This is a genomic window from Mycobacterium sp. SMC-8 (genome assembly GCF_025263565.1).
Classification (GTDB): Bacteria; Actinomycetota; Actinomycetes; order Mycobacteriales; family Mycobacteriaceae; genus Mycobacterium.
Genome location: NZ_CP079865.1, coordinates 1,850,913 through 1,876,246 on the forward strand (window position 1 = coordinate 1,850,913; position 25,334 = coordinate 1,876,246).

The 25,334-nt window shown below is 66.5% G+C and carries 28 protein-coding genes; 11 read left to right on the forward strand and 17 right to left on the reverse strand.

Going from position 1 to position 25,334, the window contains the following annotated elements; all coding sequences use genetic code 11:
• Positions 1-9 precede the first annotated feature (9 nt).
• The 7 genes from KXD97_RS08985 to lysE all read right to left on the reverse strand — a co-directional run bounded on the left by KXD97_RS08985 (position 10) and on the right by lysE (position 5,296).
• Positions 10-552: a GNAT family N-acetyltransferase gene (locus KXD97_RS08985; RefSeq protein WP_260756384.1), complete on the reverse strand. Its 543-nt coding sequence runs from the start codon at positions 550-552 to the stop codon at positions 10-12.
• A 38-nt stretch (positions 553-590) separates the two neighbouring features.
• Positions 591-1,505, reverse strand: coding sequence for a 5-oxoprolinase/urea amidolyase family protein (locus KXD97_RS08990; RefSeq protein ID WP_260756385.1), 915 nt, complete (start codon positions 1,503-1,505; stop codon positions 591-593).
• Positions 1,502-2,272 (reverse strand): allophanate hydrolase subunit 1, encoded by a 771-nt coding sequence (locus tag KXD97_RS08995; protein ID WP_260756386.1) that lies wholly within the window; start codon positions 2,270-2,272, stop codon positions 1,502-1,504. The genes KXD97_RS08990 and KXD97_RS08995 overlap by 4 nt, the downstream gene beginning before the upstream one ends.
• A gap of 169 nt (positions 2,273-2,441) precedes the next feature.
• The gene (locus KXD97_RS09000; RefSeq protein ID WP_222880217.1) at positions 2,442-3,134 is read right to left on the reverse strand and encodes a queuosine precursor transporter; all 693 of its coding nucleotides are present in this window, start codon (positions 3,132-3,134) and stop codon (positions 2,442-2,444) included.
• Between the two features lie 12 nt (positions 3,135-3,146).
• The gene (locus tag KXD97_RS09005) at positions 3,147-4,097 is read right to left on the reverse strand and encodes an ABC transporter substrate-binding protein (protein WP_222880218.1); all 951 of its coding nucleotides are present in this window, start codon (positions 4,095-4,097) and stop codon (positions 3,147-3,149) included.
• Between the two features lie 20 nt (positions 4,098-4,117).
• The gene (locus KXD97_RS09010; RefSeq protein WP_260756387.1) at positions 4,118-4,636 is read right to left on the reverse strand and encodes a hypothetical protein; all 519 of its coding nucleotides are present in this window, start codon (positions 4,634-4,636) and stop codon (positions 4,118-4,120) included.
• Positions 4,637-4,687: 51 nt separating this feature from the next.
• Positions 4,688-5,296 (reverse strand): L-lysine exporter, encoded by a 609-nt coding sequence (lysE, locus tag KXD97_RS09015; protein ID WP_222882365.1) that lies wholly within the window; start codon positions 5,294-5,296, stop codon positions 4,688-4,690.
• A 519-nt stretch (positions 5,297-5,815) separates the two neighbouring features.
• Between lysE and KXD97_RS09020 the strand changes: the two genes are divergently transcribed.
• From KXD97_RS09020 to KXD97_RS09035, 4 genes are all read left to right on the forward strand, one after another.
• Positions 5,816-7,063 carry an alkane 1-monooxygenase gene (locus KXD97_RS09020; protein WP_222878216.1) on the forward strand — a complete coding sequence of 416 codons (1,248 nt, stop codon included), beginning with the start codon at positions 5,816-5,818 and terminating at the stop codon, positions 7,061-7,063.
• Positions 7,063-7,236, forward strand: coding sequence for a rubredoxin (locus KXD97_RS09025; protein ID WP_222878215.1), 174 nt, complete (start codon positions 7,063-7,065; stop codon positions 7,234-7,236). The genes KXD97_RS09020 and KXD97_RS09025 overlap by 1 nt, the downstream gene beginning before the upstream one ends.
• Entirely contained in the window at positions 7,233-7,415 is a 183-nt protein-coding gene (locus KXD97_RS09030; protein ID WP_222878214.1) for a rubredoxin, read from the forward strand. Before KXD97_RS09025 ends, KXD97_RS09030 begins: the two co-directional genes overlap by 4 nt.
• 398 nt (positions 7,416-7,813) lie before the next feature.
• Positions 7,814-9,082, forward strand: a complete 1,269-nt coding sequence (locus KXD97_RS09035; protein ID WP_222882356.1) for a CdaR family transcriptional regulator — start codon at positions 7,814-7,816, stop codon at positions 9,080-9,082.
• Between the two features lie 214 nt (positions 9,083-9,296).
• Here the strand turns inward: KXD97_RS09035 and KXD97_RS09040 are convergent, their stop codons facing one another.
• The 3 genes from KXD97_RS09040 to KXD97_RS09050 form a co-directional block, all read right to left on the reverse strand.
• Entirely contained in the window at positions 9,297-10,436 is a 1,140-nt protein-coding gene (locus tag KXD97_RS09040; RefSeq protein ID WP_222878213.1) for a hypothetical protein, read from the reverse strand.
• A gap of 201 nt (positions 10,437-10,637) precedes the next feature.
• A complete protein-coding gene (locus KXD97_RS09045; RefSeq protein WP_260752496.1) occupies positions 10,638-12,032 on the reverse strand; it encodes an IS1380 family transposase in 1,395 nt (464 codons plus the stop codon).
• Positions 12,033-12,352: 320 nt separating this feature from the next.
• On the reverse strand, positions 12,353-12,715 hold the full coding sequence (locus KXD97_RS09050; protein ID WP_235733793.1) for an AsnC family transcriptional regulator: 363 nt from the start codon (positions 12,713-12,715) through the stop codon (positions 12,353-12,355).
• 263 nt (positions 12,716-12,978) lie between these two features.
• On the opposite strand from KXD97_RS09050, the gene KXD97_RS09055 reads away from it, so the two are divergent.
• From KXD97_RS09055 to KXD97_RS09070, 4 genes are all read left to right on the forward strand, one after another.
• Positions 12,979-13,956 (forward strand): TerC family protein, encoded by a 978-nt coding sequence (locus KXD97_RS09055; protein WP_222878212.1) that lies wholly within the window; start codon positions 12,979-12,981, stop codon positions 13,954-13,956.
• Between the two features lie 90 nt (positions 13,957-14,046).
• Complete coding sequence (locus KXD97_RS09060; RefSeq protein WP_222878211.1) at positions 14,047-14,487, forward strand: hypothetical protein; 441 nt, start codon at positions 14,047-14,049, stop codon at positions 14,485-14,487.
• 152 nt (positions 14,488-14,639) lie between these two features.
• The gene (locus tag KXD97_RS09065; protein ID WP_260756390.1) at positions 14,640-15,017 is read left to right on the forward strand and encodes a phage holin family protein; all 378 of its coding nucleotides are present in this window, start codon (positions 14,640-14,642) and stop codon (positions 15,015-15,017) included.
• Positions 15,001-15,264, forward strand: a complete 264-nt coding sequence (locus tag KXD97_RS09070; protein WP_222878209.1) for a DUF3618 domain-containing protein — start codon at positions 15,001-15,003, stop codon at positions 15,262-15,264. Before KXD97_RS09065 ends, KXD97_RS09070 begins: the two co-directional genes overlap by 17 nt.
• Here KXD97_RS09070 and KXD97_RS09075 read toward each other — a convergent pair whose 3' ends face one another.
• A complete protein-coding gene (locus KXD97_RS09075) occupies positions 15,265-15,408 on the reverse strand; it encodes a hypothetical protein (RefSeq protein ID WP_222878208.1) in 144 nt (47 codons plus the stop codon). It lies immediately after the preceding gene.
• Between the two features lie 155 nt (positions 15,409-15,563).
• On the opposite strand from KXD97_RS09075, the gene KXD97_RS09080 reads away from it, so the two are divergent.
• From KXD97_RS09080 to KXD97_RS09090, 3 genes are read left to right on the forward strand one after another with little or no spacing between them, the layout of a single operon-like run.
• Positions 15,564-16,517 (forward strand): AraC family transcriptional regulator, encoded by a 954-nt coding sequence (locus KXD97_RS09080; RefSeq protein ID WP_222878207.1) that lies wholly within the window; start codon positions 15,564-15,566, stop codon positions 16,515-16,517.
• A gap of 27 nt (positions 16,518-16,544) precedes the next feature.
• Positions 16,545-17,354, forward strand: coding sequence for a DUF5718 family protein (locus KXD97_RS09085; RefSeq protein ID WP_222878206.1), 810 nt, complete (start codon positions 16,545-16,547; stop codon positions 17,352-17,354).
• A gap of 47 nt (positions 17,355-17,401) precedes the next feature.
• On the forward strand, positions 17,402-18,445 hold the full coding sequence (locus KXD97_RS09090) for an NAD-dependent epimerase/dehydratase family protein (RefSeq protein WP_396884874.1): 1,044 nt from the start codon (positions 17,402-17,404) through the stop codon (positions 18,443-18,445).
• Here KXD97_RS09090 and KXD97_RS09095 read toward each other — a convergent pair.
• From KXD97_RS09095 to KXD97_RS09120, 6 genes are all read right to left on the reverse strand, one after another.
• Positions 18,436-18,771, reverse strand: a complete 336-nt coding sequence (locus KXD97_RS09095) for a multidrug efflux SMR transporter (protein ID WP_011777660.1) — start codon at positions 18,769-18,771, stop codon at positions 18,436-18,438. The two genes, KXD97_RS09090 and KXD97_RS09095, sit on opposite strands and share 10 nt — an antisense overlap.
• Before the next feature lies 1 nt (position 18,772).
• Positions 18,773-19,537 (reverse strand): enoyl-CoA hydratase/isomerase family protein, encoded by a 765-nt coding sequence (locus KXD97_RS09100; RefSeq protein ID WP_260756392.1) that lies wholly within the window; start codon positions 19,535-19,537, stop codon positions 18,773-18,775.
• A 15-nt stretch (positions 19,538-19,552) separates the two neighbouring features.
• Positions 19,553-20,689, reverse strand: coding sequence for an acyl-CoA dehydrogenase family protein (locus KXD97_RS09105; RefSeq protein ID WP_260756394.1), 1,137 nt, complete (start codon positions 20,687-20,689; stop codon positions 19,553-19,555).
• Positions 20,689-22,452 carry an acyclic terpene utilization AtuA family protein gene (locus tag KXD97_RS09110; RefSeq protein ID WP_396884875.1) on the reverse strand — a complete coding sequence of 588 codons (1,764 nt, stop codon included), beginning with the start codon at positions 22,450-22,452 and terminating at the stop codon, positions 20,689-20,691. Before KXD97_RS09110 ends, KXD97_RS09105 begins: the two co-directional genes overlap by 1 nt.
• Entirely contained in the window at positions 22,449-23,243 is a 795-nt protein-coding gene (locus tag KXD97_RS09115; protein ID WP_260756395.1) for a TIGR03084 family metal-binding protein, read from the reverse strand. The genes KXD97_RS09110 and KXD97_RS09115 overlap by 4 nt, the downstream gene beginning before the upstream one ends.
• A gap of 92 nt (positions 23,244-23,335) precedes the next feature.
• A complete protein-coding gene (locus KXD97_RS09120) occupies positions 23,336-25,333 on the reverse strand; it encodes a biotin carboxylase N-terminal domain-containing protein (protein ID WP_260756396.1) in 1,998 nt (665 codons plus the stop codon).
• Between the last annotated feature and the right edge of the window lies 1 nt (position 25,334).

Below are 25,334 nucleotides of genomic sequence, written 5' to 3' on the forward strand. Positions count from 1 at the left end.
CCTGTGAGGTCACCAGAGGTCGCCGTTGCGCCAGTCGCACGCGATCGGAGCGTCGGGATCCAGCACCATCGACGGTGGCAGGTCCCCCGGCAGCACGTACAACGCGCCGTCGTCCCCGGGTGTGCGGGCCGGGCCGTCCGGGGCCAGCACCGAGGTCGGGCCGCGCCACGGCAGCCAGCCGCGCACCGTGTACAAAGGCTTGCCGAGCGCGGTCGTGCTCAGCGCGCCCAGGTGGTAGGCACCGCGCACCACTTGCTCCACACCGTCCATCAGCGCGTGGCCCAGGCCCCTTCCGCGACGGTCCTCCCGGACGGCCAGGCCTTCGACGTAGCCGCACCGCAGTGCCCGGTCGCCGACGTAGAGGCGGCGCTGCACGACGGCCGCGTGCCCGATCACCTCGCCGCGTTGCGAGATCAGCGCATGCATACCGCCGAGCGCGTGCTCCCAGTCCTCGTCGGCGAAGTCGCCGTCGAACGCATCGATGACCATCCGGCGGGCGTCCTCGCGGGTCTCGTCGTCGAGATCGGAGGTATGGACCAGGCGTGCGCGCACACCTGTGGTTCTACCAGCGACGGCTCGGCCGGCGTCGCCTAATGGACGGCTCGGCCGTCGTCCTCAAACGGGCGGCGGGGCCGCGACCAGTGCAAGCGCACGGTCTGCCCGCCCCGTGCCTGCGCTACCTTGTCGATGTCCTCGTCGACGACCACGCCGATCACCGGGTAGCCGCCGGTGACGGGATGGTCGGGACCGAGGATGACCGGGAAGCCGTTGGGCGGGATCTGGATGGCGCCGCGGGTGGCGCCCTCGCTGGGCAGCTGCCGATCCGGCCACCGGTAGTCCAGCGGCATGCCGACCAGTCGCATGCCGACGCGGTCGCTGCGGTTGGTGACCTGCCAGTTGGTGCGGACGAGCACATCGGGGTCGACGAACCAGTCGTCGCGCGGACCCGGCACCACCCGCAGCTCGAGGACGTCGTCGGCGATCGCCGCGACCGGCGCCTGGTCGAGTTCGGGGAAGTCGTCGGTGTGCGCGCCGACGGTCAGCACGTCACCACGCTTCAGCGGCAGCGGGCCCACCGCCGCCATCACGTCGTAGCTGCGGGACCCGAGGACGGGCTCGACGTCGATGCCGCCGCGGACCGCCAGATACGAGCGCAACCCCGAACGGGGTGAGCCGAGCGAGATCACCTCGCCGTCGTGGGCGTAGTGAATGCTGTTGCTGCCGAAGGGAACTCCGTCGACGGCCGGGTCAGCGTCGGCACCGGTCACGGCGATAGCGACTCCTTCACCGTTGCCGCCGTGCACACGTGCGGTGAACCCGCCCATCGTGACCTCAACCGTCGCCCGGTCGTCGGGATTGGCGACCAGACGGTTGGCCAGCGTGTGTGCGCGCCGGTCGGCTGCACCGGAACGGGTCACGCCGAGGTGGGACAAGCCGGGACGGCCGAGGTCCTCGACGAGGGCGAGCGGCCCGGGTTGCAGGATCTCCAACGTCACGGTGCTCATGACGCCGCCTCCCTCACGTCCGCTTCACCTGTTTTGCTCCTCGCGTCCGCCTCATCTGTTTTGCTCCTCGCGTCCGCGGTGCTTGTTTTGCTCCTCACGTCCGCGGTCTGAAACCGGACCCACATTCCCGGCGTCAGCAGCGCCGGGTTCTCCCGGTCGGCGTCCCACAGCACCGCCGAGGTACGGCCGATCAACTGCCAGCCGCCGGGGGACTCGCGCGGGTAGATGCCGCTGAACTCGCCGGCCAGCCCGACCGAGCCGACCGGCACCCTGGTGCGCGGTTCGGCCCGGCGGGGCACCGCGAGCCGTTCGTCCCCACCGACCAGGTACGCGAAGCCCGGCGCGAACCCGCAGAATCCCACCCGCCACAACCGCCCGGTGTGCGCAGCGATGACCTCGTCGCGGCTCAACCCGGTGAGCCGGGCGACCTCGTCGAGATCCTCGCCGTCGTACACGACGTCGATGACGGCGTCGGGGGTGTCGGGAGCCGTCGATTCGGCCAGGGCCTGCGCGGTCGGCCGGACCGCTGCCAGCCGCTGCCGCGTCGGGGCCCGGTAGCGGCTGCCCGCCAGTTTCACCAGCGCGGTCCGCGCGGCGGGCACGACGTCTTCCACGCCCGGCAGATCAGCTGCCCGAATGGCGTCGGTCCATGCGAGAACCTCTGTGCTGCCGTCGAATTCGAGGAGCAGCGCCCGATCGCCGTAGTCAAGAATCTTCTGTACGCCCCCGGTGCGCACTGTGTGTATTGCATCCGCAGTCACGCTCATAGCGCTACGTTACCGTCGGGTAGCTTCGAAATCTGCCCCTCGGCCAAGCTCTGTGAGCCTTGCCAGAACCCCCTTACCGAAGGCTCAAAATCCCGTCCTGCCGAAATTGCATTCCAGCAGGTCGCCACTCGAACTATCGCTGGCGGAATGCAATTTCGGCGGGAAGGAGTCAGACGGTCAGCGGCTGGTAGCTCGGCTCGCGGTGCTTGATGAACGCGATCACGCGGTAGGTGACCGGCAGGATCGCGACCTCGACCAGGGTCTTGTACAGCCAGCCCTGGGCGGTGTAGGTCAGGAAGTCGCCGAACGACGTGATGCCGATGACGCTTGCGGCGATCGCGCAGAACACCACGGTGTCGCCCAGCTGCCCGACGAACGTCGACCCGATCAGCCGGGCCCACAGGTACTTCTCCTTGGTGCGCTCCTTGATCAGCACCAGCGACCACGCGTTGAGGGTCTGCCCGACGAGGAAGCCGGCGAGCCCGGCGACGATCAGGCCCGTGTACGCGTGCACGACGTTCTCGAAGTGCTCCTGGTTCGGGTAGAAGTCGGCTGCGGGAAGGTAGATGGTGGCCCAGAAAGCGAGGGCGGCAAGGGCGTTCATCGCGAAGCCGGTGTAGATGGCGCGCCGGGCGGCCTTGAACCCGTACACCTCGGACAGCACGTCGCCGATCACGTACGTCAGTGGGAACACGATGAACCCGCCGTCGGTGATGATCGGCCCGAACTCGACGCCCTTGGTCGCGGTGACGTTGGAGATGATCACCAGCGCGGTGAAGATCGCGACGAGGACCGGATAGTAGGCCGACCCGACGCGGGCGAATGAGGCGTGCTGGTCCTGGTCGACGGCGGAGTCTGTCACCGGCCCATTAGATCAGCCGACGGCGGCGGCGAGCATCGACGGCAGCCGGTCGGCGACCACCGGATACGACAGCGTCGAGGCGTAGGCGATGGCGCCCGCGAGCTCCTTGCCGGTGAACACGTGGCGCTGCGCCGGAATCCCGGCGATGGCCGGGTCGGCCAGCAGCGCGGCCTGCTCTTGGTCGCTCTCGGTGGTCCAGACCAGCACGTCGGCGGCTCCCAGCACCTCGGCGATCCCGTCGCGCGGGATCAGGGCGTCGTCGGTCTCGAGGACTGTCAACCCCATCTGGGTCAGGAACTCGTGCCGCCAGGACGGGCCGCTGACCTGCACGCTGTCGCGGAACAGCGTGCCCGCCAACAGCACGGCCTTCTTCCCGGCGAACTGCGGATGACTGTCCTTGACGCCGCCGAACCTCGCGTCGACGTCCGCGATCAGCTTCTGCATGTCGTCATGACGGAACACCGCCTGGCCGATCGCCCCGGCCTGATCGCGCCACGGCTCGAAGAACGCCGCGGAACCCGACTGTGCGATCGTCGGCGCGATCTCCGAGAGCCGCGTGTAGGTGTCCTGATCGAGGCCGGCATCAGTCGCGACGATCAGGTCGGGGGCAAGACCCGCGATCTGCTCGACCTGGATTCCGTCGGCCAGCGACAGCACCACCGGCTGCGCCCCGCCGAGTCGCGGCTGCGCCCACGGCCACACACCGAACGGCTCGGCGCCGAACCAGTCGGTCACCGCGATCGGGACGACGCCGAGGGCCAGTAGGTCGTCGGCGTCGGTCAGGCCGGCGCTGACCACCCGGGTGGGCGTTTTCGGGATCTTCGTCTCGCCGAACGCGTGGCGCACCGTCACCGAGCCGTCGCTCGCGATCGCACCGGGCTTCTCGGAGCCGCAGGCGGTCAGCAACGCCGCCGCGCCGGCGCTCATCGTCAGGAACCGGCGCCGGGGCACCAAGGTGGGCACGAGAACGGAAGTGACGAGTGCTACGGAACCTGTGCCGGGACCGGGACGGGCGGCCACACCGGTGGCGGCGCCGACGCCGGCGGCGGGGGTGAACCGGGAGCGACCGCCGGGGGCGGCGGCGGAGTGCCGTACGGGGTGGGCGGCTGCCACGTCGCCGGATCCAGCGAGCCGGGGCCGACCGACTGGAAGAACTCCGCCGAGTTGCGCATGTTCCACAGTTCGCGCAGGAAGTCGAACTGGCCGGTGTTGCCGAAGTTCGCGTTCGGCACCGGCGGGATCGCGGGCGCACCCACCGGCGGCGGTGCGGGCGGCGGGATGCTGCCCTCGGCCAGCGGTGTCACGGTGACCGAGTGCATGCCCGGCGCCGGGACACCCGGCATTGGAGCGCCGGGGGCGGGTGCGGCGACCAGGGGTGGGGCCGGCGGCAGCGCCGGATCCACGGGGGCCGGCTGGGCGCCGACGTGGGTCGCGGCAGCCAGAGCGGCGCCGCCGAGGAGCGCGTTCAAGGCCGCGATCTTGACTACCTGCACAACAGTCACATCGACGAGGCTAACGCCTCGCGTTACATGGCGATACTTTTCGGCTGCGGCTCAGCTCACGACCAGCGAGATGCCGAGGGCGAGCATCGTCGCCGCGATCACGCCGTCGAGCAGGCGCCAGGTCTTCGGCGACGCGAACAGGTGGCGCAGCCGTTTGGCGCCGAACCCCAGACCGGTGAACCAGAGCGCGCTCGCGGCGACCGCGCCGACGCCGAACAGCCACTTGCTGTCCTGATGCTCGTTGGCCAGCGCGCCCAGCAGGATCACGGTGTCGAGATACACGTGGGGATTGAGGAACGTCATCGCCAGGCAGGTGGCCAGCACCGCGCTCAGGCGAGCCGGTGCGGCGTCGGCGGGGGTGAGCACACCGGGTTTGAGCGCGCGACGGGCCGCGAGTAGGCCGTAGCCGACCAGGAATGCGGCCCCGCCGAACTTGGTGACGGTCACGATGTCGGGATGGGCGGCGATCAGCGCGCCGAAGCCGGCGATGCCCGCGGTGATCAGCACCAGGTCCGACACTGTGCAGACCGCGACGACGGGCAGCACGTGTTCGCCGCGGATGCCCTGGCGCAGCACGAACGCGTTCTGCGCGCCGATCGCGGCGATGAGCGCCATGGTGGTGGCGAAGCCGCTGAGGACGACGACGTAGGCGGGGTTCACCCGGCTCACGTTAGGGATCCCGGTCGAAGCAGTACAGCTAAAGATTCTTCATATGGATTAGTGGTGCTTATGAACGAGCGCTGTGGGGGCCGTCTGCTCAGCGGTGCCGCCGCCGCCGCTGGGTGCGTGGTTCATACGACGATTGGCATTGGAATGTCGAACGATGTCGAACTCGGCATCGCGGTAGGCAACAATTCTGACTATCAGTACGCGTTTCGAGCCGGATGACCTGGGCTGCAAAGGAAGTCGAGGCATAGATCCATCCTGGTATCGCTGCATATTCGACCACTGCATATCGAACCTGCGCGAATCGCGCTGATTTCTTGGCGTCGGCTGGTTCGACACGTCGCTGCGGCGTCGAAAGTGGCCACCACGGTGCATCATCCTCGCCGCGTTGCTCTCTCTCTTTGTCCTCGGAAGACAAAAGGCGCTCGAGACTCCGGCGTCTGGGGACGTTGTTCGATGGGGTGGGATCGGCCACCCTTGACGCAATGTGATGTCTCTTACCGGAGGTGGTCGATGACGACTCAGCTGAATTCAGGTGAAAACCCGTCAGCGGGCGATGCAGCGGTCGGGTGGCGAGACAGGAAACGCCACTTGTGGATGCTCGGCCTGGTCATCCCGACCATGCTGTTCCTGATCCTCCCGGTGGTATGGGCCTTGAACCAACTCGGGTGGCACGTCGCGTCGCAGGCGTTCTTCTTCATCGGGCCGTTCCTGCTGTACGTGGTGCTGCCGGCGGCCGACATGCGCCTGGGCGTCGATGGTCAGAACCCGCCGGAGTCGATGATGGAGCAGCTGGAACTCGACAAGTACTACCGGTACTGCGTCTACGCTTACATTCCGTTCCAATACGCCAGCGTCATCTTAAGCGCCTATCTGTTCACCGCGAAGGATCTGAGCTGGTTGGGTTACTCAGGGTCGCTGGGTTGGCTGGGCAAGATCGGACTGGCGTTTTCGGTGGGAATCATCGGTGGGGTGGCGATCAACACCGCCCACGAGCTGGGCCACAAGAGAGACTCGTTGGAACGGTGGCTGTCGAAAATTGCTCTTGCCCAGGTGTGTTACGGGCACTTCTACATCGAGCACAACCGCGGCCACCACGTGCGAGTCGCCACCCCTGAGGATCCGGCATCGGCCCGTTTCGGGGAATCCTTCTGGGCTTTCCTGCCGCGCACCGTGATCGGCAGCGCCAAGTCCGCAGTCGCCCTGGAGGCCGCGCGTATCCGCCGCACGGGCAAGAGCCCGTGGAACCCTACGACCTGGCTGGGCAACGACGTCATAAACGCTCTGCTGATGTCGGTGGTGTTCTGGGCGGTGATGCTCGCAATCTTCGGCCCGGCGTTGATTCCGCTGATCGTGTTCCAGGCGCTCTACGGTCCGTCGCTGTTGGAATCGGTCAACTACCTGGAGCACTACGGACTACTCCGCCAAAAGCTGCCCGACGGGCGCTATGAGCGTTGCGCGCCGCACCACAGTTGGAACTCCGATCACCTGGCGACCAACCTGTTCCTCTACCACCTGCAGCGACACAGCGATCATCACGCGAACCCGACACGGCGGTATCAGATTCTGCGCAGCATGGACGGGACTCCCACCCTTCCCGCCGGCTACGGTGCGTTGATCGCCCTGACCTACTTTCCGCCGCTCTGGCGCAAGTTCATGGATCACCGGGTGTTGGAGCACTACCACGGCGATATCACCAAGGCGAATCTGAATCCACGTCGGCGCGCCAAGATCCTGGCACGTTACGGGGCGGCGGCCTGATGGCGTCCTACGGTTGCCCCGGTTGCGGTTACGTCTATGACGAGTCCAAAGGGTGTGCCCGGGAGGGCTTTCCGGCAGGAACGGCTTGGGAGAAGATCCCCGACGACTGGACGTGCCCCGACTGCGCGGTGCGGGACAAGGTCGACTTCGAACCAGTGGGAGTGTCGCAATGAACGACTACAAGCTCTACCGCTGCATCCAGTGCGGGCTCGAGTACGACGAAGAGAAAGGCTGGCCGCAGGAGGGCATCGCCTCGGGCACCCGGTGGGAGGACGTCCCCGAGGACTGGACCTGCCCGGACTGCGGCGCGGCGAAAGCCGACTTCGTCATGGAAGAGGTCGTGCGCCGCTGACTTGATCGCACCTGTTCAACGTCCCCCTGACCGCCGATCCCGCCGATCAGACCGGTGGTCCCCCAGGGGGCGCCGGGGGCATTGCGGCTGCCGATCGTTGAGATCCGCACAGATCGGCTCGCGTCGGTTGATGAATCGGTGTAGAGCCTAGAGCCCGAGCATGCCGGCGACTCGGCGCGAGGAGACCAGGCTGGTGGACCTCGACCTGCAGCATCGCCGTCGGCCGCCTACCGGGATGGGCTGAATCCCTCTCGGCCACAACAACGTTGCTACCTCGATTGCGCAACTACTTACCTCTGCCCAAGCTCGGCAGGACTCTCCATACGGCGCAGTTGGTAACCCCCGCACCGGAGTCGTCAGCTTCCGCCGCTCGCACAAGGAGGACTAGAGTGCGAGACATGGCAGCGTCGCGCGGCTACGACGCCGCAACTGCTCGCGCCGCCGCGACCGTCGTCGACCATCTCAGCGGCACACTTGCCGACCTGACTCGCAACGTGCAGCGGATGCTTCTTGACGATGTCGGCGAGTTGAGCGGGGACGGTGAACTCGCGGACCTGCTGCGCGACACCGTCGAGGCCAACATCGAGACGGTCTTCTCCGCGATCCGTCATGACATTCCGATCGAACACTTCAAGCCGCCGACCGCTGCCCTTGAACACGCGAGACGTCTTGCCCAGCGCGGAGTCTCCGTGAACGCGCTGGTGCGCGCCTATCGACTTGGACACAAGGCGGTGCTCGCCGCGGCACGTGAACAGATCCGCGAGCTGAACCTGGACCTGCAGATGAGTCTCGACGTCGACAGCCAGATCGCCGACGTCACCTTCACCTACATCGACTGGATCTCCCAGCAGGTGGTCGAAACCTATCAAGATGAGTACGACCGCTGGCTTTCGAACCGAAACAACCTGCGCGCGTTACGCGTCAGGGAGATCCTCGCCGGAGGTGATGTCGACGCCGACGCGATGAGCTCGGCAATTGCATACCCCCTCAACGGTACTCATGTGGCCGTTATCCTCTGGCGCACGGAAATCGCCGGCGGTGACGAACTCGTCGCGATGGAGAGGTTCGTTCAGGACTTCGCCCGCTCCGTCGGAACCTCCGGGGAGACATTGTTCATCCCCGTCGACCGCCTGACAGGCTGGGCGTGGATCCCACTTCCCCGCGTCGTCGTCGACACGGTGATCGACGATCTTCGTGCGTTCGTGGCGACACGTCCGGACAGTCCCCGACTCGCTGTCGGTGATCCTCATCCCGGCCTCGACGGCTTTCGCCGTTCCCACCAGCAGGCGCGCAACGCCCGCAGTGTTGCAGTTGCCCTGGACTCCAACGGTTCTCAACTGGTCGCTGCAGCGGATCCCGGCGTCGCGATGGTCGGACTGTTGGCTGGCGACATGGACGCAGCAGCCGAATGGGCCGCCCGGGTACTAGGCCCACTGGCGAGCCCAACCGAGAACGATGAGCGCCTCCGCAGCACCTTGCGTGTGTTTCTTCGCACGGGCTCGAGTTTCAAAGCCGCCGGTGAAGAACTCAACATGCACGCCAACTCCGTCAAGTACAGAGTGGCCCGTGCCATAGAGCGGCGTGGCAGGCCCATCATCGACGACCGCCTCGACGTGGAGGTCGCACTGCTGTTCTGTCAGTGGTACGGCCCCACCCGTCCCGAGTAGAGCTGGGTGTGGCGCGGGTCAGCTGAGACCAAACAGGATGGTCGCAATGGTCCTTTCGCAGTGCAGAAGTGGCTGCTGATAAGCAGCGTGGGCTCTGGAATCACGCGTGAGCAGGAATCGGGTTCCGGCAAGGACTTCTGGGGAACCCTGTCCGCCTCGGCGCCGGCAGGCGGACTCGATCGATAGATGCAGCCGCTGCGGCGCAGCGGGCAGATCAGCGACTGCGTAGCGTTAGGGCTAAGTGGGTGTTGTCCGGTAGCTCGCCCGGTGCAACCAGGGCGATCCAGCCGCCGCGGCTGAGTACTGTTTCGATGAGTTCGTCGACGGCGTCGTCGATGACGTCGGGGTGATCGACATCGGTTGCGGGGATGAGCGTGTCCCCGGTGTCGTCGAGGCGGGCGGGGTAGTAGTACTGCTCTTCGACGGCGAGCATCTCGGGGCGTTCCCAGCGGGCGGCCAGCCAGGCACTGTCGATGTCGCGCAGTACTCGTCCGGTGCGGGCGCGACGCTCCACGTGGCCGAGAGCTTCTTGGCCCCGTGATGTCAGGTAGTCACGCAGCACCGGGCGGATGAGGTCCACCAGGCCTTCGGTGGGGGTGGTGAGGTGGTTGCCTTTCACGGTGCCGGCCAGGCGGGCGGTGTTGCGGGACAGGTTGTGAAAGGTGGAGGCGGTCGGTTCGGCGGCGGCCAGCACGAGCGGTGTGGGGTTGAGCTTCAGCGCGGCGCCCAGTGCGCGGTCGACGCGGCGCAAGAAGTCGTCGGGCCGTTCGGCGGTGCTGCCCCGGTTCTTGCCGGTGACGCGTCGGTGGATGGGGAAGGCGCCGGCGGGGGAGGGGGTGAGGGTGGCGCCATGTCCGTGCAGGAGGCGGGCTTGGTCGGTGGACAGCAGGAGCACGGTGTGGCGTGGGGTGTGGTGGAGGGCGCGCACCAGGTCGCGGGTGGCGAAGGTGGGATCGATGACGCAGCGGTCAATCACGGGAACCGGCAGAGTGGCCCAGCAGCTGTAAGCGCGGTTGACGAACAGCGCTATTGCTCGGTCAGCGGGTTGGCCGAGCGCTTCGGTGATCATCGCCGACAGCGCATCAAGCAGCGCAACGGCGTCCGTGCAGCCTTCGACCGCTAGCCGTTGACGCGCCTGACTCGCGAGGGATCGCAGCGTGGCGATGTCCTTGCCCCCCGGGCGGGGGCCGGGCTGGGTGCTGGCCAAGATGGAGATGCTCGGATCGGACCGCATCGACTGCAGCACGGTCACCATGTCTGTAGTGACCGGGACGAGGTGGTCGGTGTCGGTGATGCCGAATGCGGTTGCGACAGCTGATGTATCGCCGATGCGGTGGGGGGCGGATGGGGTCATGGTCACGGCAGGTCCCGTCTGGAAAGGCCTCAACACCGCCTAAGCCTCGATCCACCGATCAGCTGATTGCGTGGTGATGAGTTCGATTGTGCGGCTTGATTCTGGTGTGTGCAGTGGTGTGCGTACCAGGGATCGCCCGGCCTCGCTGTCGGGTTGTTCCTGTTGGTCTTTCGCGTCGCGGGATGGGTTGAGAGGACCTGGTTAGGCGATGATGGGCCGATTTTGGTGAGACAGGCTGCCGAACAGGGTGTTCCAGGCATGTTCCCAGGGCCAGTCTCGTGGTAGGTGCAGGGTCAGCCGGCGGGCTGAGGACGCGATACGGGCTGGGACGCTGATCAGCGTTCGGCGGATGGTAGCGGTGCGGGCTTTGGCCAACGGTCCCCTGGTAAGGGTCGCGGCGGCGCGGGTGAGGTTGAACGCCATGGTGGCCATGACCAGCCAGGCGGCGTTGGCGGTGAATTTCCCTGAGGGCAGGTGAGCCAGGGCGGAGTTCTTCAGGTCGGCATGAACCTGTTCGATGATGGCGTGGCCGCGGTGGGTCTTGTCGGCGGTGACGGTGTCCAGATCAGTGGTGGTGAAGAACGCGTGGAAGCGCCAGGTGTCGAACAAGGTCTGCTGCCCGTCACTGCCGGTGGTGTTGAGGTCGGGGATGCGGCGCACCACCAACCGGCCGGGCACCTGCTGGCTGGCTTTCTTGGAACTGAACGCGGTGAATCCGATCTCGGCGACCTCGGCGCGGGAGATCCATCGCTTGGTGGGTTCGTCGTATATGGCGTCGGTGTACTCGATCGGTGTCCACGCGTCGTCGGGGATCTGGGCGATCGCGGTTTTGACTTTGGTGTCCATCCGCACCGTGATCGATACCTCAGCGCCGCCGCGCAGTGCTGCAGCGACGGTGGGATGGCCGTAGAAGGCTGAATCGGCTCGCAGCAGCGGCTTGCCGGTGGCTTCGGGGCTGCGCAGACGGTTCACGGTGGCCAGGGTGTCGGCGATGATCCGCTTGGCTCCCCGTGGTGAGCCGCACGATCCTTTGCGCAGACGGGCACCGGTGATCACCGGCGCACCGGCGGTAGTGGTGAGCGTGGCGATCAACGCGTTGAGCCCGCGGACCCGGGTGTAGCCGTATCCGGATCCTTGTTTGGCATAGCCGTGGACTTCGATGATGGTGTCGTCCAGATCGACCAGGATCGGGCCGTCGATCCCGGCCAGCAGCGGGGTGCGGGCATGCAGGCCCGCCAGGAACCGGGAGGCCACCGCGTCGAGTTGGCGGACATGCCCGAAGGTGAATGCGCGCAGGAACGACCCCAAGGTCGAGGGTGCATACGGGCGGTCGAACACGGTGCCCATCGCCCCGTGCCGCAATAAGGCCATGTCATCGATGCTGTCGGCTCCGGCCACCATGCCTGCGACCAGGCAGGCGACTTTCGCGCCACTGTTGGAGCCCTTGTCGGTCGGGACGCTGAGATGCTCATCCGCCAGTGCGGCCAGGCCGCACTGGCCGGCCAAGGCGGCCATCGGGACCAGCCCGGCGCACGACACCAGATTCGGGTCATCGAAGACTGCTGAGGCTACGGGCCGGGTGTGAGATAGTTGCATCTACGAGATGCCCTTCGTTGTGGCCGAATGTGATCTTAGAGAAATCTCATTCTTTCACCACGACAGGGCATTTCGGCGTTACAACCCACTCCGCGCCGCTACCTAATCGGTGTATCCAGGCTAAGCGGGTGTGATGCGCTCTAGAACGAGGTCTTCCTCGGCCCGTCAGCGACTCTGATCAAGCGGGCTGCCTGCGCCGGGTCCGGATGGCCGGAACGTGTTGACGAACGTCAGGCTGAAATGAGGTACTCCCCTCGACCCCAGAATGACGAACTCCAGTTCGCGTGTCAAGGAGTTGTCATGGTGAGGTCGACAAGCGATTACGACCGCGCAGTCGGGCCGAGCGCCGAAATGAGGTCGGCGACGCGATGGTGAGCCTCCAGCGGGTGGCGTAGGTGCCCGTCGGGGTTAATTTGGTAGTGATTGCGGCGGCCGACTTTCGTGCGCGTGAGGTAGCCGCCGAGGATCAGGTCGGACACGATCAGTTGCACTGCGCGGCTTGTGATTCCGACACGTGCGGCGATCTTGGGCAGAGTTTGGTGTGGGTCGTCGGCGAGGCAGAGCAGTACATGGGCGTGGTTGCTCAGGAAGGTCCACGATCCCCCGGCCGCCGCTCCGCTGCCCGCAGTGCCGTGCGGGGCGTCGAGCGCCGAGTTCACGGCGGAGGGTTCAGCGGATCGCATGCCGACGACGTTAAGGCATGGAAACTCGGTGACGCCAGAACGCACTCGAACCGGGATCGAAAACCTACGGTGTGCTGCATCCGGCTTGACAGACGAACTGAAGTTCGTCATTCTTGGTCCGTGGAGGGGAGTACCCGCCTCGCTCGGATCGTCATTACGGCAGCCCCCTGCGGCTGCCCGGTCTGAGCACCACCGCTCGCAATACCAGCGTGCGATGGTTGGGGAGACCTCCGGTTCACCCGTTCGAACCGGAGGAAAAGCACATGGTTGTTCCGTTGTGGGCGTGGGCTGCGGTCCTTGGCGTCATCTTGGCCATGCTCGCCATCGACCTGTTCGCCCACCGTGACGCGCACGTCGTGACTGTGCGTGAGGCTGCCGCCTGGTCAGCGGTATGGGTTACCCTCGGGCTGGCCTTCGGGGCCATCGTGTGGTGGATGTGGGGGGCGGAGTTCGCCGCCCAGTACTACGCCGGCTACGTCATCGAGAAATCGCTCGCGGTCGATAACGTGTTCGTCTTCGCGATCATCTTCAGCTACTTCGCGGTGCCACGGGAATACCAGCACCGGGTGCTGTTCTACGGAGTACTCGGCGCGCTGGTATTCCGAGCAGTGTTCATCGCCGCCGGCTCAGTCCTGATCGCCAGCTTCGCCTGGATCCTGTACATCTTCGGCGCATTCCTGGTAGCCACCGGAATCCGAATGGCGCTGCACCGCAACGAAACTATCAATCCCGAGCGCAGCATGGTGCTGCGGCTGTTTCGCCGCCTCATCCCGGTCACCGACACCTACCACGGCCAGAAATTCCTCATTCGGCAAGCCGGACGCTGGGTGGCCACTCCACTGCTGGCGGTACTCGTTCTGGTCGAGGTCACCGACATCGTCTTCGCCGTGGACTCCATCCCCGCCATCTTTGCCGTCACCCAGCAACCGTTTCTGGTGTTCACCTCCAACGCCTTTGCCATCCTCGGCCTGCGAGCCATGTACTTCCTTCTCGCCGACCTGATGCACCGCTTCATCTATCTCAAATTGGGTCTCGCTCTGGTCCTGGTCTGGGTCGGCATCAAGATGCTGCTGCTGGAGATCTACAAAATCCCCACGGGCATTTCCTTGGCCGTCGTCGTCGCCCTGCTCACCATCGCCATTACCGCAAGCTGGATCCGCACCCGCAACAGCGCAACCCCGCTCACCGAAACGGCACGCGTGAGCCCACCGAAGATCGACACCTCCCACCCAAACCGATGAAGCGCCCCGCGAGGAAGGTCCGACTCCGCCATGGACCGGATTGGCGAATACGTTCAGTGGGAAGCCAGTTCGAGAATCTAGAGTGCAGCCATGACGCTGATCGAGGTCGAACCGCAGCCCCGTGTCGACACCCTGGTGCGTCTTCCCGGGGGTGGCGAGGCGCGCCGCACCGACTACGCCGGGGTGGTGTGGTTCGACGGCAAACCGGAGGCGGCAGGCATGCTGCTGCGCCGGGCCGCGAACGCGCCGAAAGGGATCAGGACGCCGAACGTGGAGGCGTCGTTCTACCTGCCCGACAGCCTGCCGTATTCGGGCGCTGCGCTCGCCGGCGCCGGGCTGAGCGTTTCCGTCGCGCTGTGTGGGTCCGGAGAGGTCAGTGCCGTCACCCGCGCGGCCGCCACCTTCGCCGCCGATCCGTCCGGTGAGCCGACGTGGATCCAGCTGTACCTGCAGGGTCATCTCGGGTGGCCCGCCGGCGTCAGCTACCGGGTGGTCGCCGTGACACCGCCCGATGCGGTGTTGCAGGGGTGACCGCGCGAGGAAGAAGAGGCGAATGTCGTGACCGTGGGGGGACGGCTACCCACTGACGCGTTTGCGGAGCTCCGCAGTGGGCATCCGACGGACAAGTCCCGCCGGCGCTCAGGAGGTGAGATGCGGTGACGCATTCGAAGACGGAGCCATCGATGGGGGAGTTGGTGAGTCAACTCTCCGAGCAGACGTCACGGCTTGTCCGCGACGAGATGCGGTTGGCGCAGAAGGAGATGCAGGAGTCGGCCAAGCATGCCGGGCTGGGTGCGGGAATGGTCGGCGCTGCCGCACTGCTGTCCGTACTCGGCCTGGCGACGCTGATCGCCGGCGCGGTGGCGGCACTGGCACTGGCGCTGCCGGTGTGGTTGTCGGCGGTGATCGTCGCAGTCGTGTTGTTCGCCGGTGCCGGCATCGCGGCGCTGGTCGGGAAGAAGCACGCCGAACAGGTTCCACCGCCGGCCGCGCAATCCGTGGACAGCGTCAAGTCCGACATCGATGAGATCAAGGAGGCACGCCATGGCAGCAGGACCTGACGCGCGGCCCGAGCCCGGGCCCGACGCCGGCATCGCCGAGCTTCAGGCTGACATCGAACAGACGCGCGGTGAACTCGGCGCAACGGTCGGTGCGCTCTCGGACAAGCTGGACGTCAAAGCACGCGCCCAACAGGCGGTCGCCGACGCCAAGCAGAACGCGTTGAGTCGGCCCGCCGTCCCGGTCGGCGCACTGCTCGCGGTGGTGGCCGGCATCGGTCTGGTCGTCTGGCTGCGGCGCCGCCGCTGACTAGTCGCCGTCCCCGTCGGGTTCGGTCAGCTCGGGCGCGATCTCCCGGGTTGCCATGCCGCCCTCGCGGCCGTGGTCTTCGGGACCGGGCCTGCCGCCGGCCGGCTCCTCGGCCTTCTTTTCAGATGTGCTGTCACCGGTCATGTTCACTCCCTCTGTCTGGGTTCACCAGTACCCGCGCAGCACACCGGCCAGACATCCGTCCTCCGTGATCTTTGCTGAAAGTCCCTGAAGTGGGGTACCCCGGTGCGAAGATGCTGCTGACTGTCGGACGGCCTATTCGCAGTTGGGGGGCGCCCGTGAGTGAGGCGGTGATCGTCGAGGCCGATGACATCGGCGAGGTGGAGGCTGCCTTGAGCGCGGCCTATTCGGCGATGCGACTGTTGCCCGACCGGGACGTCCCGGGCGGGCGGACCCGGATTTTTCGGTCCAGCGTGGGTCCGCTGACTATCGACGACGCCGAGTTCAACTTTCGCGTGATCGCCGACATGGACCCGTCCGAGGATGTACTCCTGTGCCGGGTGCGCGGAGGGATGCTGGGCGGCCACCTGCCTGGTCGGTCGCCGGAACGGCATGGCGCCGGTACGGTTCTGGCGTTCGGCGGGCGTCGCGGCGAACGGATCCACGGCGATATCGACCACGCCCGTTACGACACGATCGTGCTGGACCGGAACCTGTTGGCGCAGGTGGCCTCCGGCGGGTTGGACGCAGCCGGCGAGCCTGTCGACCTGACGTCGCTGGCACCGGTCTCGGAGGAGGCGAACCGCCACCTCGCCGACGTGATGTCACACCTGCGGCGCGACGTCGCGTCCAATGCCCATGCGGCTTCGCAACCCCTGGTGACCGGTCCACTGCTCCGCTACCTCGCGGGATGTGTGCTCGCCGCGTTCCCCAACACCGCGGCCGCCCCACCCCGCGTCCAGGACAGCAGTCCGCGGCTGCTGGAACGCGCGCTGGCGTTCATCGACGACAACGCCGACAAAGACATCTCACTGGGCGACATCGCCGCGGCCGCCCGCGTGACTCCGCAGTCGGTCGCCGCGATGTTTCGGCGCCACTTGAGCTGCACCCCGAAGGAATACCTGCGCAAGGTGCGGTTGGACCACGCCCACCGCGATCTGATCGCCAACAACCCCGCGACTGCCACCGTGGCCGACATCGCGGCGCGCTGGGGGTTCGGTGTGGTCGAAGCGTTTGCGGTGTATTACCGGGGCAGGTACGGCGTGCACCCCGAAACCACGCTCGCGAGCTGACTACGGCCTGCGCGTACGCTGCTGGGCGTGATCGAAATCTCCCTGGACGAGATGCGCACCTGGTTCGGTTTCGGAGTCGCCGGCAACTTCGCCGGGCATCTGGAACAGGCCGGCGAGGCCGCCGATTTCGTCAACGTGACGACTGAGGGTGCCGCGCCGAAGGGCATCTTCCCCTGGTACGCGCCCGGATCGGACACCTTCCTCGGCGAGTTCCCACTGTCCCACGACGCGATCGTGCTGCCGGCCGAAAGCCCCGAGTTCTCCGGCCCGCTCAACCTGCAGATCGAGCCCGAAGTGGGACTGGCATGCCGGGCGGTGTGGGAGGGCGACACCATCGTCACGCTGCAACCCTTCGCGCTGGGGGCGTTCAACGACTGCTCGATCCGCAGGCCCGGGGCGAAGAAGATCAGCCACAAGAAGAACTGGGGGCCCGCGTCCAAGGGGGTCGCCGCCGAGTTCTTCGACATCAGCGACCTCACCCCGGACGGTCCCACGGCGACCCTGCGTCTGGTCTGCCATCTCAACAGCGACGGTGAGGAACACGACTACGGCGTCGACAGCCCGCTCATCGGTTACTCCTATTACGGAGAAGTGCTGCTCGACTGGATCGTGGAGCGGCTGGCCAACCAGAAGGGCTCGCCGGACACCCCGCTCGAGGACGTCGGCGCGCTGATGGTCGCCAGCGGTCATCCCGAGCACGTGTTGATCGGTATCGGGGCGACCCGGTACACGCCGCTGGGTGAGTCCACCTACCTCAAGAAGGGCGACGAGGCGATCGTGCGGGTGTACGACACCGAGTCGGACGCTGCCTCCGAGCTTCGCCAGCACGTCGAGTAACCGCTGACCGTCGCTCTTACCGTATCGTCCTCGGTTATCGTGTCGTTGTGACGAGCGACGACGACGTGAACGTGGCAGGCCAGCGGGCCCTGGTGATGGGTGCCAGCGGCAACGTGGGGGCCTGTGTGGCCCGCCAACTCGCCGCCGGTGGCGCCGACGTCCGCGTGCTGCTGCGAAAGTCCAGCTCCACCAAGGGAGTCGACAGGATCGACGTCGAGCGGGCTGTCGGGGATCCGTTCGACCCCGCGACAGCCGCAGCCGCGATGGCGGACCGTGACGTCGTGTACTACTGCATCGTCGACACCAGGGCGGAGCTCAAGGATCCCGCACCACTGTTCGCGACCAACGTCGAAGGCCTTCGCAAGGTGCTCGACGTCGCAGCGGCCGCGAACCTGGAAAGGTTCGTGTTCCTGAGCACGATCGGCACCATCGCCGTCGGGGAGAACGGGGAGACCGTCGACGAGGACACACCGTTCAACTGGGCCGACCGCGCAGGCGGCTACATCGAGTCCAGGCGTGCCGCCGAGCAGCTGGTGCTGTCCTACGCTACGGAACGTGGGCTGCCTGCCGTCGTGGTCAACGTCTCGAACCCGTACGGGCCACCGGACTTTCAGCCGCGCCAGGGCATGTTCGTCCAGCTTGCAGCGCTCGGCAAGTTGCCGTTCTATGTCAAGGGTGTCGGTGCCGAGGTGGTGGGCATCGACGATGCGGCCGATGCGATGCTGCGGGCTTCGCTTCGGGGACGCGTCGGTGAGCGCTACATCGCTTCCGAACGGTTCATGACGCACCGCGAGCTGCTCACCACCGCGGCGGACGCGGTGGGCGCCCGCCGGCCCCGCTTCGGTGTCCCCATGGCCGTGGTGTACGGCTTCGCCCGCCTCGCCGATGCAGTGGGATCGATACTGCCCGTTCAGGTTCCGATGAGCAGGCAGAGCGCCTTCCTGCTGGCGCACACCTCACCGGCCAGCCACGCGAAGGCCACCCGCGAGCTGGGCTGGCAGCCGAAACCCACCGAGGACTTCATCGCGCGGGCCGCAGAGAACTACGTGCAGCGCGCCGGCGCCGAGGGTGCGAAGACTAGTCAGGCCTGATGTCCGTCGAGCTGCAGTGTCACGACTCCTGAGACCACGAGCGCAACGCCGATCACTTTCAGCGTCGAGATCGGCTCTCCGAGGAAGGTGACACCCACCGCGACGATGACCGTGGTGCCTATCGCGGACCAAAGCGCATACGCGATACCGACCTGCATGCCATGCGAGATCGACTGGGCGAGCAACATGAAGGCGGCACCGTAGAGGAGCAGGCATGCCAGCGTCGGCCACAACCGGGTGAAGCCCTCGGTGGACTTCAACATGCTGGTAGCGATCACCTCCGCGAGGATGGCACCGCCGAGTAGCGTCCAGGCGACGCCGGGCAACTCATCGCTCCCGGGATGCTCGAGCGGCGGCGAAGCCGTTGAGCGCCTGGGTGTTCGCCGGACCGCCGACGAGCCTGTCGAGGAGCGCGTTCTCCAGCGCGAGCGCAGCCCTGATGTCCGCGGCGTGTGCAGCGCCCATCGCCTGCTTGACGGCGACGAGGCTCTCGAGAGGCTGCGCGGCGAGGCGTTCGGCATAGTCAAAGGCGGTAGGCATCAACTCCGCCGGCTCGCAGACCTTCCACGCCAGCCCCATCGCCAGCGCCTCCTCGGCCGATATCCACTCCGAGGACATCAGAATCCACGCGGCATTCTGTCGACCGATCAGCTCAGGCAGCAGATACGTCGACGCCGCCTCGGGTGCGATGCCGAGACTGGTGAACGGGCATTTGAGCCGGGCACTCGTCGACATGAAGACCAGGTCGGCGTAGCCGAGAAGGGTGGTGCCCAATCCGACGGCGATTCCATTGACGGCACACACCAACGGTTTCGGGAAGTCGATAAGGCTGTCGATCAGCCGGCGGAAGCCATGGGCCCCCTCGGTGAACGGGATTGAAGGATCCCGGTCCAGCATCTCCTGCAGATCGGTGCCCGCGCAGAAGGCGCGTCCCTGTCCGGTGAGAACCACGACGGCGACGTCATCGTCGCTCGCGGCGTCGAGCAGTGCGTCGGCAGTGGCGTGGTAGAGCGCCTCGTTGAAGGCGTTCATCGCCTCTGCGCGGTCGAAGGTCACTGTCCGGACGCGCTTGTCGGTGCTGTGGATGAGCATCGGTGACCTCGAGTTTCAGTAGGACCGGGGGAGTGCGAGGGTGTGTTGTGCCACGTAGTTCAGGATCATCTCCCGGCTGACCGGAGCGATCCGCAACAATCGCGCCAGGCCCCACTGGGGGAGCAGACCGTACTCCGCAGACAGCCCGTTGCCGCCGTGGGTTTGAATCGCCTGGTCGGCGGCCGCGACCGCCGCTTCGGCCGCGGCGTACTTGGCCATGTTCGACGCCTCGCCGGCGGGATGGCCGTTGTCGTAGAGCCACGCCGCCTTCGCGGTCATCATCGCCGCCAGGTCCACTTCGATTCGCGCCTGCGCCAACGGGTGCGAGATTGCCTGGTAGGAACCGATCGCGGGTCCCCACACCGAGCGGACGCGGGCATAGTCGGCTGCCTTCGCGATGGCGTGTCGCCCGACGCCGAGGCACACCGCAGCGCCCGTGATCCGCTCCGGGTTGAGCCCGTCGAAGACCTGACGGAAGCCCTCGTGTTCGGTGCCGACAAGACTTGTCGCCGGCAGTCGGACATTGTCGAAATGCAGCGTGAACTGCTTTTCGGGCAGACTGATACCGACCGGCAGTCGGTGCGCGACCAACCCGGGCGCATCGGTGGGCACCAGAAACAGCGACAGTTTCTCCGGGGCCGTCCGGGCAACCACGATCAGCGCGCCGGCTTCGTCGACACCGGAGATGTAGTACTTGGTGCCGGTGAGGACGTAGTCGTCACCGTCTCGCTGGGCCGTGGTGCTGATCTTGTGGGTGTTGGATCCGGCGTCAGGTTCGGTGATCGCGAAGACCACCTTCGTCTCCCCGGATGCCATGCGGGGCAACCATTCCTGCCTTTGCTCCGCGCTGCCGTATCTGGCGATCAGTTCACCGGAGATCGCCGAGGACACCAGCAGCAGCAGCAGTGGGCATCCGTGTGCGGCGGTTTCTTCGCAGACGATGGCAAGTTCAGCCATCCCTGCACCGCCGCCGCCGAACTCCTCAGGCAGACTGATCCCGATGAAGCCGTGTGCGGCGAGGTCCTGCCACAGATCGGTGGTGGGTTCTCCGGCCGTAGCGCACTCCGCGAAGTACCCGGGTCCGTACTTGTCGGTGACGGCGCCGACGGCCTGTCGGAGGTCGCGGTGTTCCGGTGATTCCAGGAAGTCCATTACTTGACGAACCTTTCGGGGATGTCGGTGTGCAGTGCGCGCAGATATTCGCCGAGACCTTTCGCCTGCGGATCGGTTCTCGTGCATGACGAGACGCCCTCACCCAGGTATCCGACGATGACGAAGTTGAGCGCCTTGAGGTTCGGGAATGCGTAACGCCGTATCGGAAGCCCTCCAGCCTCGGGGATCAGCTCCCGCAGGCGTTCGACGCTCAGATGCGCGTGCAGCCAGTCCCACCGCTCGGGGGTGTCGGTCCAGACGCCGACGTTGGCGTTTCCGCCCTTGTCGCCGGAACGCGCCGCCACCACGTTCCCCAGCGGACGCCGAAGGGTCCGGCCGAAATCAACTGGCGCGCAAATGGTGTCGACCGTCAGCTCCGGCCCTGCCGGCTCGGTACGCACCGGGTGCGGGATCACTTCGCGGGTGCCGTCGGCATGCATGACCGTGTGTTCCACCGTCGTCGCAGGTACCAGAGTCGGCCAGTACACCCCGAATTCGCTGGCCGATCCCGGGGGAGTGGTCGTGTGGAATCCGGGGTAGCCCGCGACCGCCAGTTCCACCACCGCGTTGGAGAACGCGCGGTCGACCTTGGCCAGCTCGCGGTCCTTGACGGTGATCCGCAGATGCGCCGTCGCCTCCGGCAGGGAGGTGGGGTCCGGTCGGTCGTATCGCAGCAGCTGCACGTCGACGTCATCGAAAGTATCTTTGCCGCCCAATATTTCGAACAGCTCGTCGGCTGCCCAGGCGGCCTTGTCTTCGATGTTGAGTCCGGTGAGCACCATTGTCATGGTGTTGCGGTAGCCGCCGATGGCGTTCATCGCCACCTTCAGCGTCGGCGGAGGGGGGCTGCCGACGGTGCCCGTGACCAGGACACGGTCGGGGCCGTCCTGCGTGACCGCCATGGTGTCGAAGTGCGCGACGACGTCGGGGTTGGCGTAGGCCGGTGAGGCGACCTCGTACAGAAGTTGGGCGGTCACCGTGCCGACGGAGACGAGGCCGCCGGTGCCGGGGTGCTTGGTGATGGCGGATCCGCCGTCCGAGGCGAGTTCGGCGATGGGGGAGCCCGGGTACCGGCGATCGGTGATCTCGTCCAGTTGCGAGTAGTTGCCGCCGGTGGCTTGCGGGCCGCACTCGATGATGTGGCCGGCGGCGACCGCGCCGGCGAGCGCGTCGTAGTCGGTGGGCTGCCAGTTGTGCCACCAGGCCCCGACTCCGACGACTAGCGCGGCGTCGGTCACCCGACCGGTGATCACGACGTCGGCACCGCCACGCAGGGCTGCGGCGATACCCCAGCCACCGAGGTAGGCGTTCGCGGATATCGGCGAGCGATCCGAATCCGCCAGCGCGATGCCGGTGTCAAGATGCTCGAAAGCGATTCCGCTGTCCTGCAGGAAGCGCAGGTTCGGCATCAGATCGTCGCCCTCGACGTGGGCGACTTTCATGTCCACACCGGCCGCGGCCGCGATCCTGCGGACCTGCCCGGCCATCCCAGCCGGGTTCAGTCCACCGGCGTTGACGACGATCTTGATGCCGCGGTCGGCGCAGTCGGTGACGACATCGGCGAATTGCGTCAGAAAAGTTCGGGCATAGCCGGTTTCAGGATCCTTCTGCCGCGCCTTCCACAGGATCAGCATGGTCAGCTCGGCAAGATAATCACCGGTGATCACATCGATGTCACCGCCGTCGATCAGGCTGCGCATGGCGGTGAGGCGGTCACCGTAGAACCCTGATGCGTTTCCGATTCGGACGGGGCGTGTGCTCACGGTGTGACCTCTGGTAGACGGCGGCTGGGCGCACCCGCGTAGGCCTGTGCGAGTTCGAGCCATCCCTTCGCGGCGCAGCCCTCGGCCACCAGGTCGGTTTCAGTCCAATGTCGGCGTTGCGTCACCACGAGGACGAAATCCTCTGCGGAACCGCGCACTTTGTCGGCGCTGTCACCGGGGCCCCAGGTCCACAGGCCACCGTCGGGCGCGTCGAGTGCCACGTGCACCGCATGAGAGGGAACCTCGACGCCGTGAATCCGGTGTGAGAAGGCGAATGTCGCCACGCCGAGATGGGCGATGCTCCTCAACCCCGGGCTCGGCGGATGTTCGATGCCTAGAGCGTCGTAGATGTCCTGGCCGTGTGCCCAGGTTTCCATCAGCCGGGCGGTCGCCGCCGAGGCGGCGCTCATGTCGGGGCCGAACCACGGCATCCGGTCCCGGGGTTCGTGCTTGGAGAGCATATCGAGCAGTTTCGCCCGCGAATCGGCATACCAGTCGAGCATGCTCTCCGGAGCGAGGATTCGGTGATTGGCCGCGATGCGGTCGGGAAAATCCATGCCGTCGGCCATCAGGGCATCGGCGAACGGGCGGAATTCGTCCGGCTGTTGCAGGGCCATCACCGTGGCATCGTCGAAGTAGGCCAGGTGTGTCACCTGGTCCTGGATTCCCCATCCGGCAGCGGGGGTGGCAAGGCCCCACTGCTGGAAACTCAGCGCGCGAAGGTGCCCGGTGAGGTAGTCGGACTCGGCGCTGAGGTCAGCCAGAAGTTGTCTGTAGGCGTCGTGGTCCACAGCTCAGATGCCCTTCCATACCGGTGGCTTCCGCGTCGTCAATTTGTCTTCGGCGCAGAACGCCTTGTCGGCGGAGACGGTATGGGTGACGCTCACGACTGCGCCTCGGCGACGACGGCGAGCACCTGACCCGACTCGACCTGTGTACCGACCGCGACGGACAGTGATGCGACGACACCGCCGGCGGGCGTACGAACAGAGTGCTCCATTTTCATCGCTTCCAGCACCACGATCGTTGTGCCCGACGCCACTTCGGCGCCTTCGTCGACCTCGACCCGGACCACCGAACCGGGCATCGGGGCCAGCAGCGATCCAGGTTCCTGGTTCGCACTCGGATCGGGGAACCGGTCCACTTCGGTCAGGGCCGACGATCCCAGCCCACTGTCGACGTAATGCGTTGTCCCCGAGACAGTCAGGTGGTACTGACGACGGACACCGTCGATGACGGCGTCCAGGCACGAAGCGGACGACGCGACGATCTGGACCTCCGGTTCCCAGTCGCCGATGCGTACCGACACGGTCGCCCGCCCGAACCGGTACCTGACCTCCACGGTGTGGTCGCCCGCGGTGAAGGCCACGACCTGGTCCTGACTGTGCAGAGTTCTCCAGCCCGAGGGCAGTCCGGGCAGGATCCGGGTGTCAGCTCGGCGTCCTGCCTGCGCCGCCAACGCTGCCGCCAGGGCGTGGGTGCGCAGCGTCGAGACGCTGGACGATGCACCCGTCAACTCCACGGGATCGTGACGTTCGAGATAGCCGGTGTCGATTGCGCCGGCCAGAAACTCCTGCTCGCGCAGGATCCCGACGAGTAGGTCGCGGTTGGTCGTAACGCCGTGGACGCGAGTCTCGGTCAGTGCCCGCGCAACCCGGGCGCATGCGTCGGCGCGCGTGGCGCCGAAGCCGATCACCTTGGCAAGCATCGGGTCGTAGAACGTGCTCACCTTGGATCCGGAGGTGAAGCCCGCATCGATGCGGATCCCGTCGAACGTCGGGAATTCCAGCGTGGTGAGTGTTCCCGACACCGGGATGAATCCTGCGGCGACGTCTTCGGCGTAGAGGCGGACTTCCACAGCGTGTCCGCGAGGCGTGGCGTGCAGCATCTCGGAGGGGATCGGGTGGCCTGCGGCGACCAGCAGTTGGGCCCGCACCAGATCGATCCCGGTCACCAGTTCGGTGACCGGATGTTCGACCTGCAGTCGGGTGTTGACCTCCAGGAAGTAGAAGGAGCCGTCGGGTGCCATCACGAATTCGACCGTGCCCGCGCCTTCGTAGGACAGGGCCTTGCCTGCCGCCACCGCGGCGCGGCCCAGTTCGTCGCGCAATCCCTCATCGACCGCGGTCGACGGCGCCTCTTCGATGATTTTCTGGTACCGGCGTTGGATCGAGCACTCGCGTTCACCGAGGTGGACGACGGTGCCGTGGCTGTCGCCGAAGATCTGAACCTCGATGTGTCGGGGAGATTCGACGAATTTCTCGAGGAACACGGTTCCGTCCCCGAACGCCGATGCCGCCTCGCGGCGCGCGCTGGCCACCGCCTCGACGAGCTCGTCTTCGCCGCGCACGATGCGCATGCCGCGCCCGCCGCCGCCGAACGCGGCCTTGACCAGGATCGGGAAGCCGATGTCGGCGGCCGCGGTGCGCAACCGCTCCGGATCCTGGTCCTCCTCGGACTCCACCGTGGTGCCGGGCAGCACCGGCACGCCGGCCGCGCGCATCATGTCCTTGGCCGCGATCTTGGATCCCATCGCGACGATCGCCTCGGGGCTGGGGCCGACGAAGATCACGCCGGCCTGCGCGCAAGCTCGAGCGAAATCGGCGTTCTCGGAGAGGAATCCGTAGCCGGGGTGCACCGCATCTGCGCCGGTGCGGGCCGCGGCGGCTAGCACTAGATCGACCCGCAGGTAGGTGTCCGCGGGTGCGGTGCCGGGCAGATGGACCGACTCGTCGGCCTCTGAGACGTAGGGGGCGTCGCGGTCGGCATCCGAGTACAGCGCGACGGTGGCGACGTCCATCGCCCTGGCCGTACGAATGATGCGGGCGGCGATTTCGCCGCGGTTGGCGATGAGCAGTTTGGTGATGGTGGTAGTTGTCATT

Bases quoted from the DNA above. Each gene is read 5' to 3' on its own strand.
- KXD97_RS09020 (WP_222878216.1), top strand. From the start codon at position 5,816: ATGACGACTCAGCTGAATTCAGGTGAAAACCCGTCAGCGGGCGATGCA.
- KXD97_RS09050 (WP_235733793.1), bottom strand. From the start codon at position 12,715: ATGCGATCCGCTGAACCCTCCGCCGTGAACTCGGCGCTCGACGCCCCG.
- KXD97_RS08990 (WP_260756385.1), bottom strand. From the start codon at position 1,505: ATGAGCACCGTGACGTTGGAGATCCTGCAACCCGGGCCGCTCGCCCTC.
- KXD97_RS09045 (WP_260752496.1), bottom strand. From the start codon at position 12,032: ATGCAACTATCTCACACCCGGCCCGTAGCCTCAGCAGTCTTCGATGAC.
- KXD97_RS09075 (WP_222878208.1), bottom strand. From the start codon at position 15,408: ATGACCGGTGACAGCACATCTGAAAAGAAGGCCGAGGAGCCGGCCGGC.
- KXD97_RS09035 (WP_222882356.1), top strand. From the start codon at position 7,814: ATGGCAGCGTCGCGCGGCTACGACGCCGCAACTGCTCGCGCCGCCGCG.
- KXD97_RS09070 (WP_222878209.1), top strand. From the start codon at position 15,001: ATGGCAGCAGGACCTGACGCGCGGCCCGAGCCCGGGCCCGACGCCGGC.
- KXD97_RS09025 (WP_222878215.1), top strand. From the start codon at position 7,063: ATGGCGTCCTACGGTTGCCCCGGTTGCGGTTACGTCTATGACGAGTCC.
- KXD97_RS09060 (WP_222878211.1), top strand. From the start codon at position 14,047: ATGACGCTGATCGAGGTCGAACCGCAGCCCCGTGTCGACACCCTGGTG.
- KXD97_RS09040 (WP_222878213.1), bottom strand. From the start codon at position 10,436: ATGACCCCATCCGCCCCCCACCGCATCGGCGATACATCAGCTGTCGCA.
- KXD97_RS08995 (WP_260756386.1), bottom strand. From the start codon at position 2,272: ATGAGCGTGACTGCGGATGCAATACACACAGTGCGCACCGGGGGCGTA.
- KXD97_RS09105 (WP_260756394.1), bottom strand. From the start codon at position 20,689: ATGGACTTCCTGGAATCACCGGAACACCGCGACCTCCGACAGGCCGTC.
- KXD97_RS09055 (WP_222878212.1), top strand. From the start codon at position 12,979: ATGGTTGTTCCGTTGTGGGCGTGGGCTGCGGTCCTTGGCGTCATCTTG.
- KXD97_RS09065 (WP_260756390.1), top strand. From the start codon at position 14,640: ATGGGGGAGTTGGTGAGTCAACTCTCCGAGCAGACGTCACGGCTTGTC.
- KXD97_RS09120 (WP_260756396.1), bottom strand. From the start codon at position 25,333: ATGACAACTACCACCATCACCAAACTGCTCATCGCCAACCGCGGCGAA.
- KXD97_RS09100 (WP_260756392.1), bottom strand. From the start codon at position 19,537: ATGCTCATCCACAGCACCGACAAGCGCGTCCGGACAGTGACCTTCGAC.
- KXD97_RS09030 (WP_222878214.1), top strand. From the start codon at position 7,233: ATGAACGACTACAAGCTCTACCGCTGCATCCAGTGCGGGCTCGAGTAC.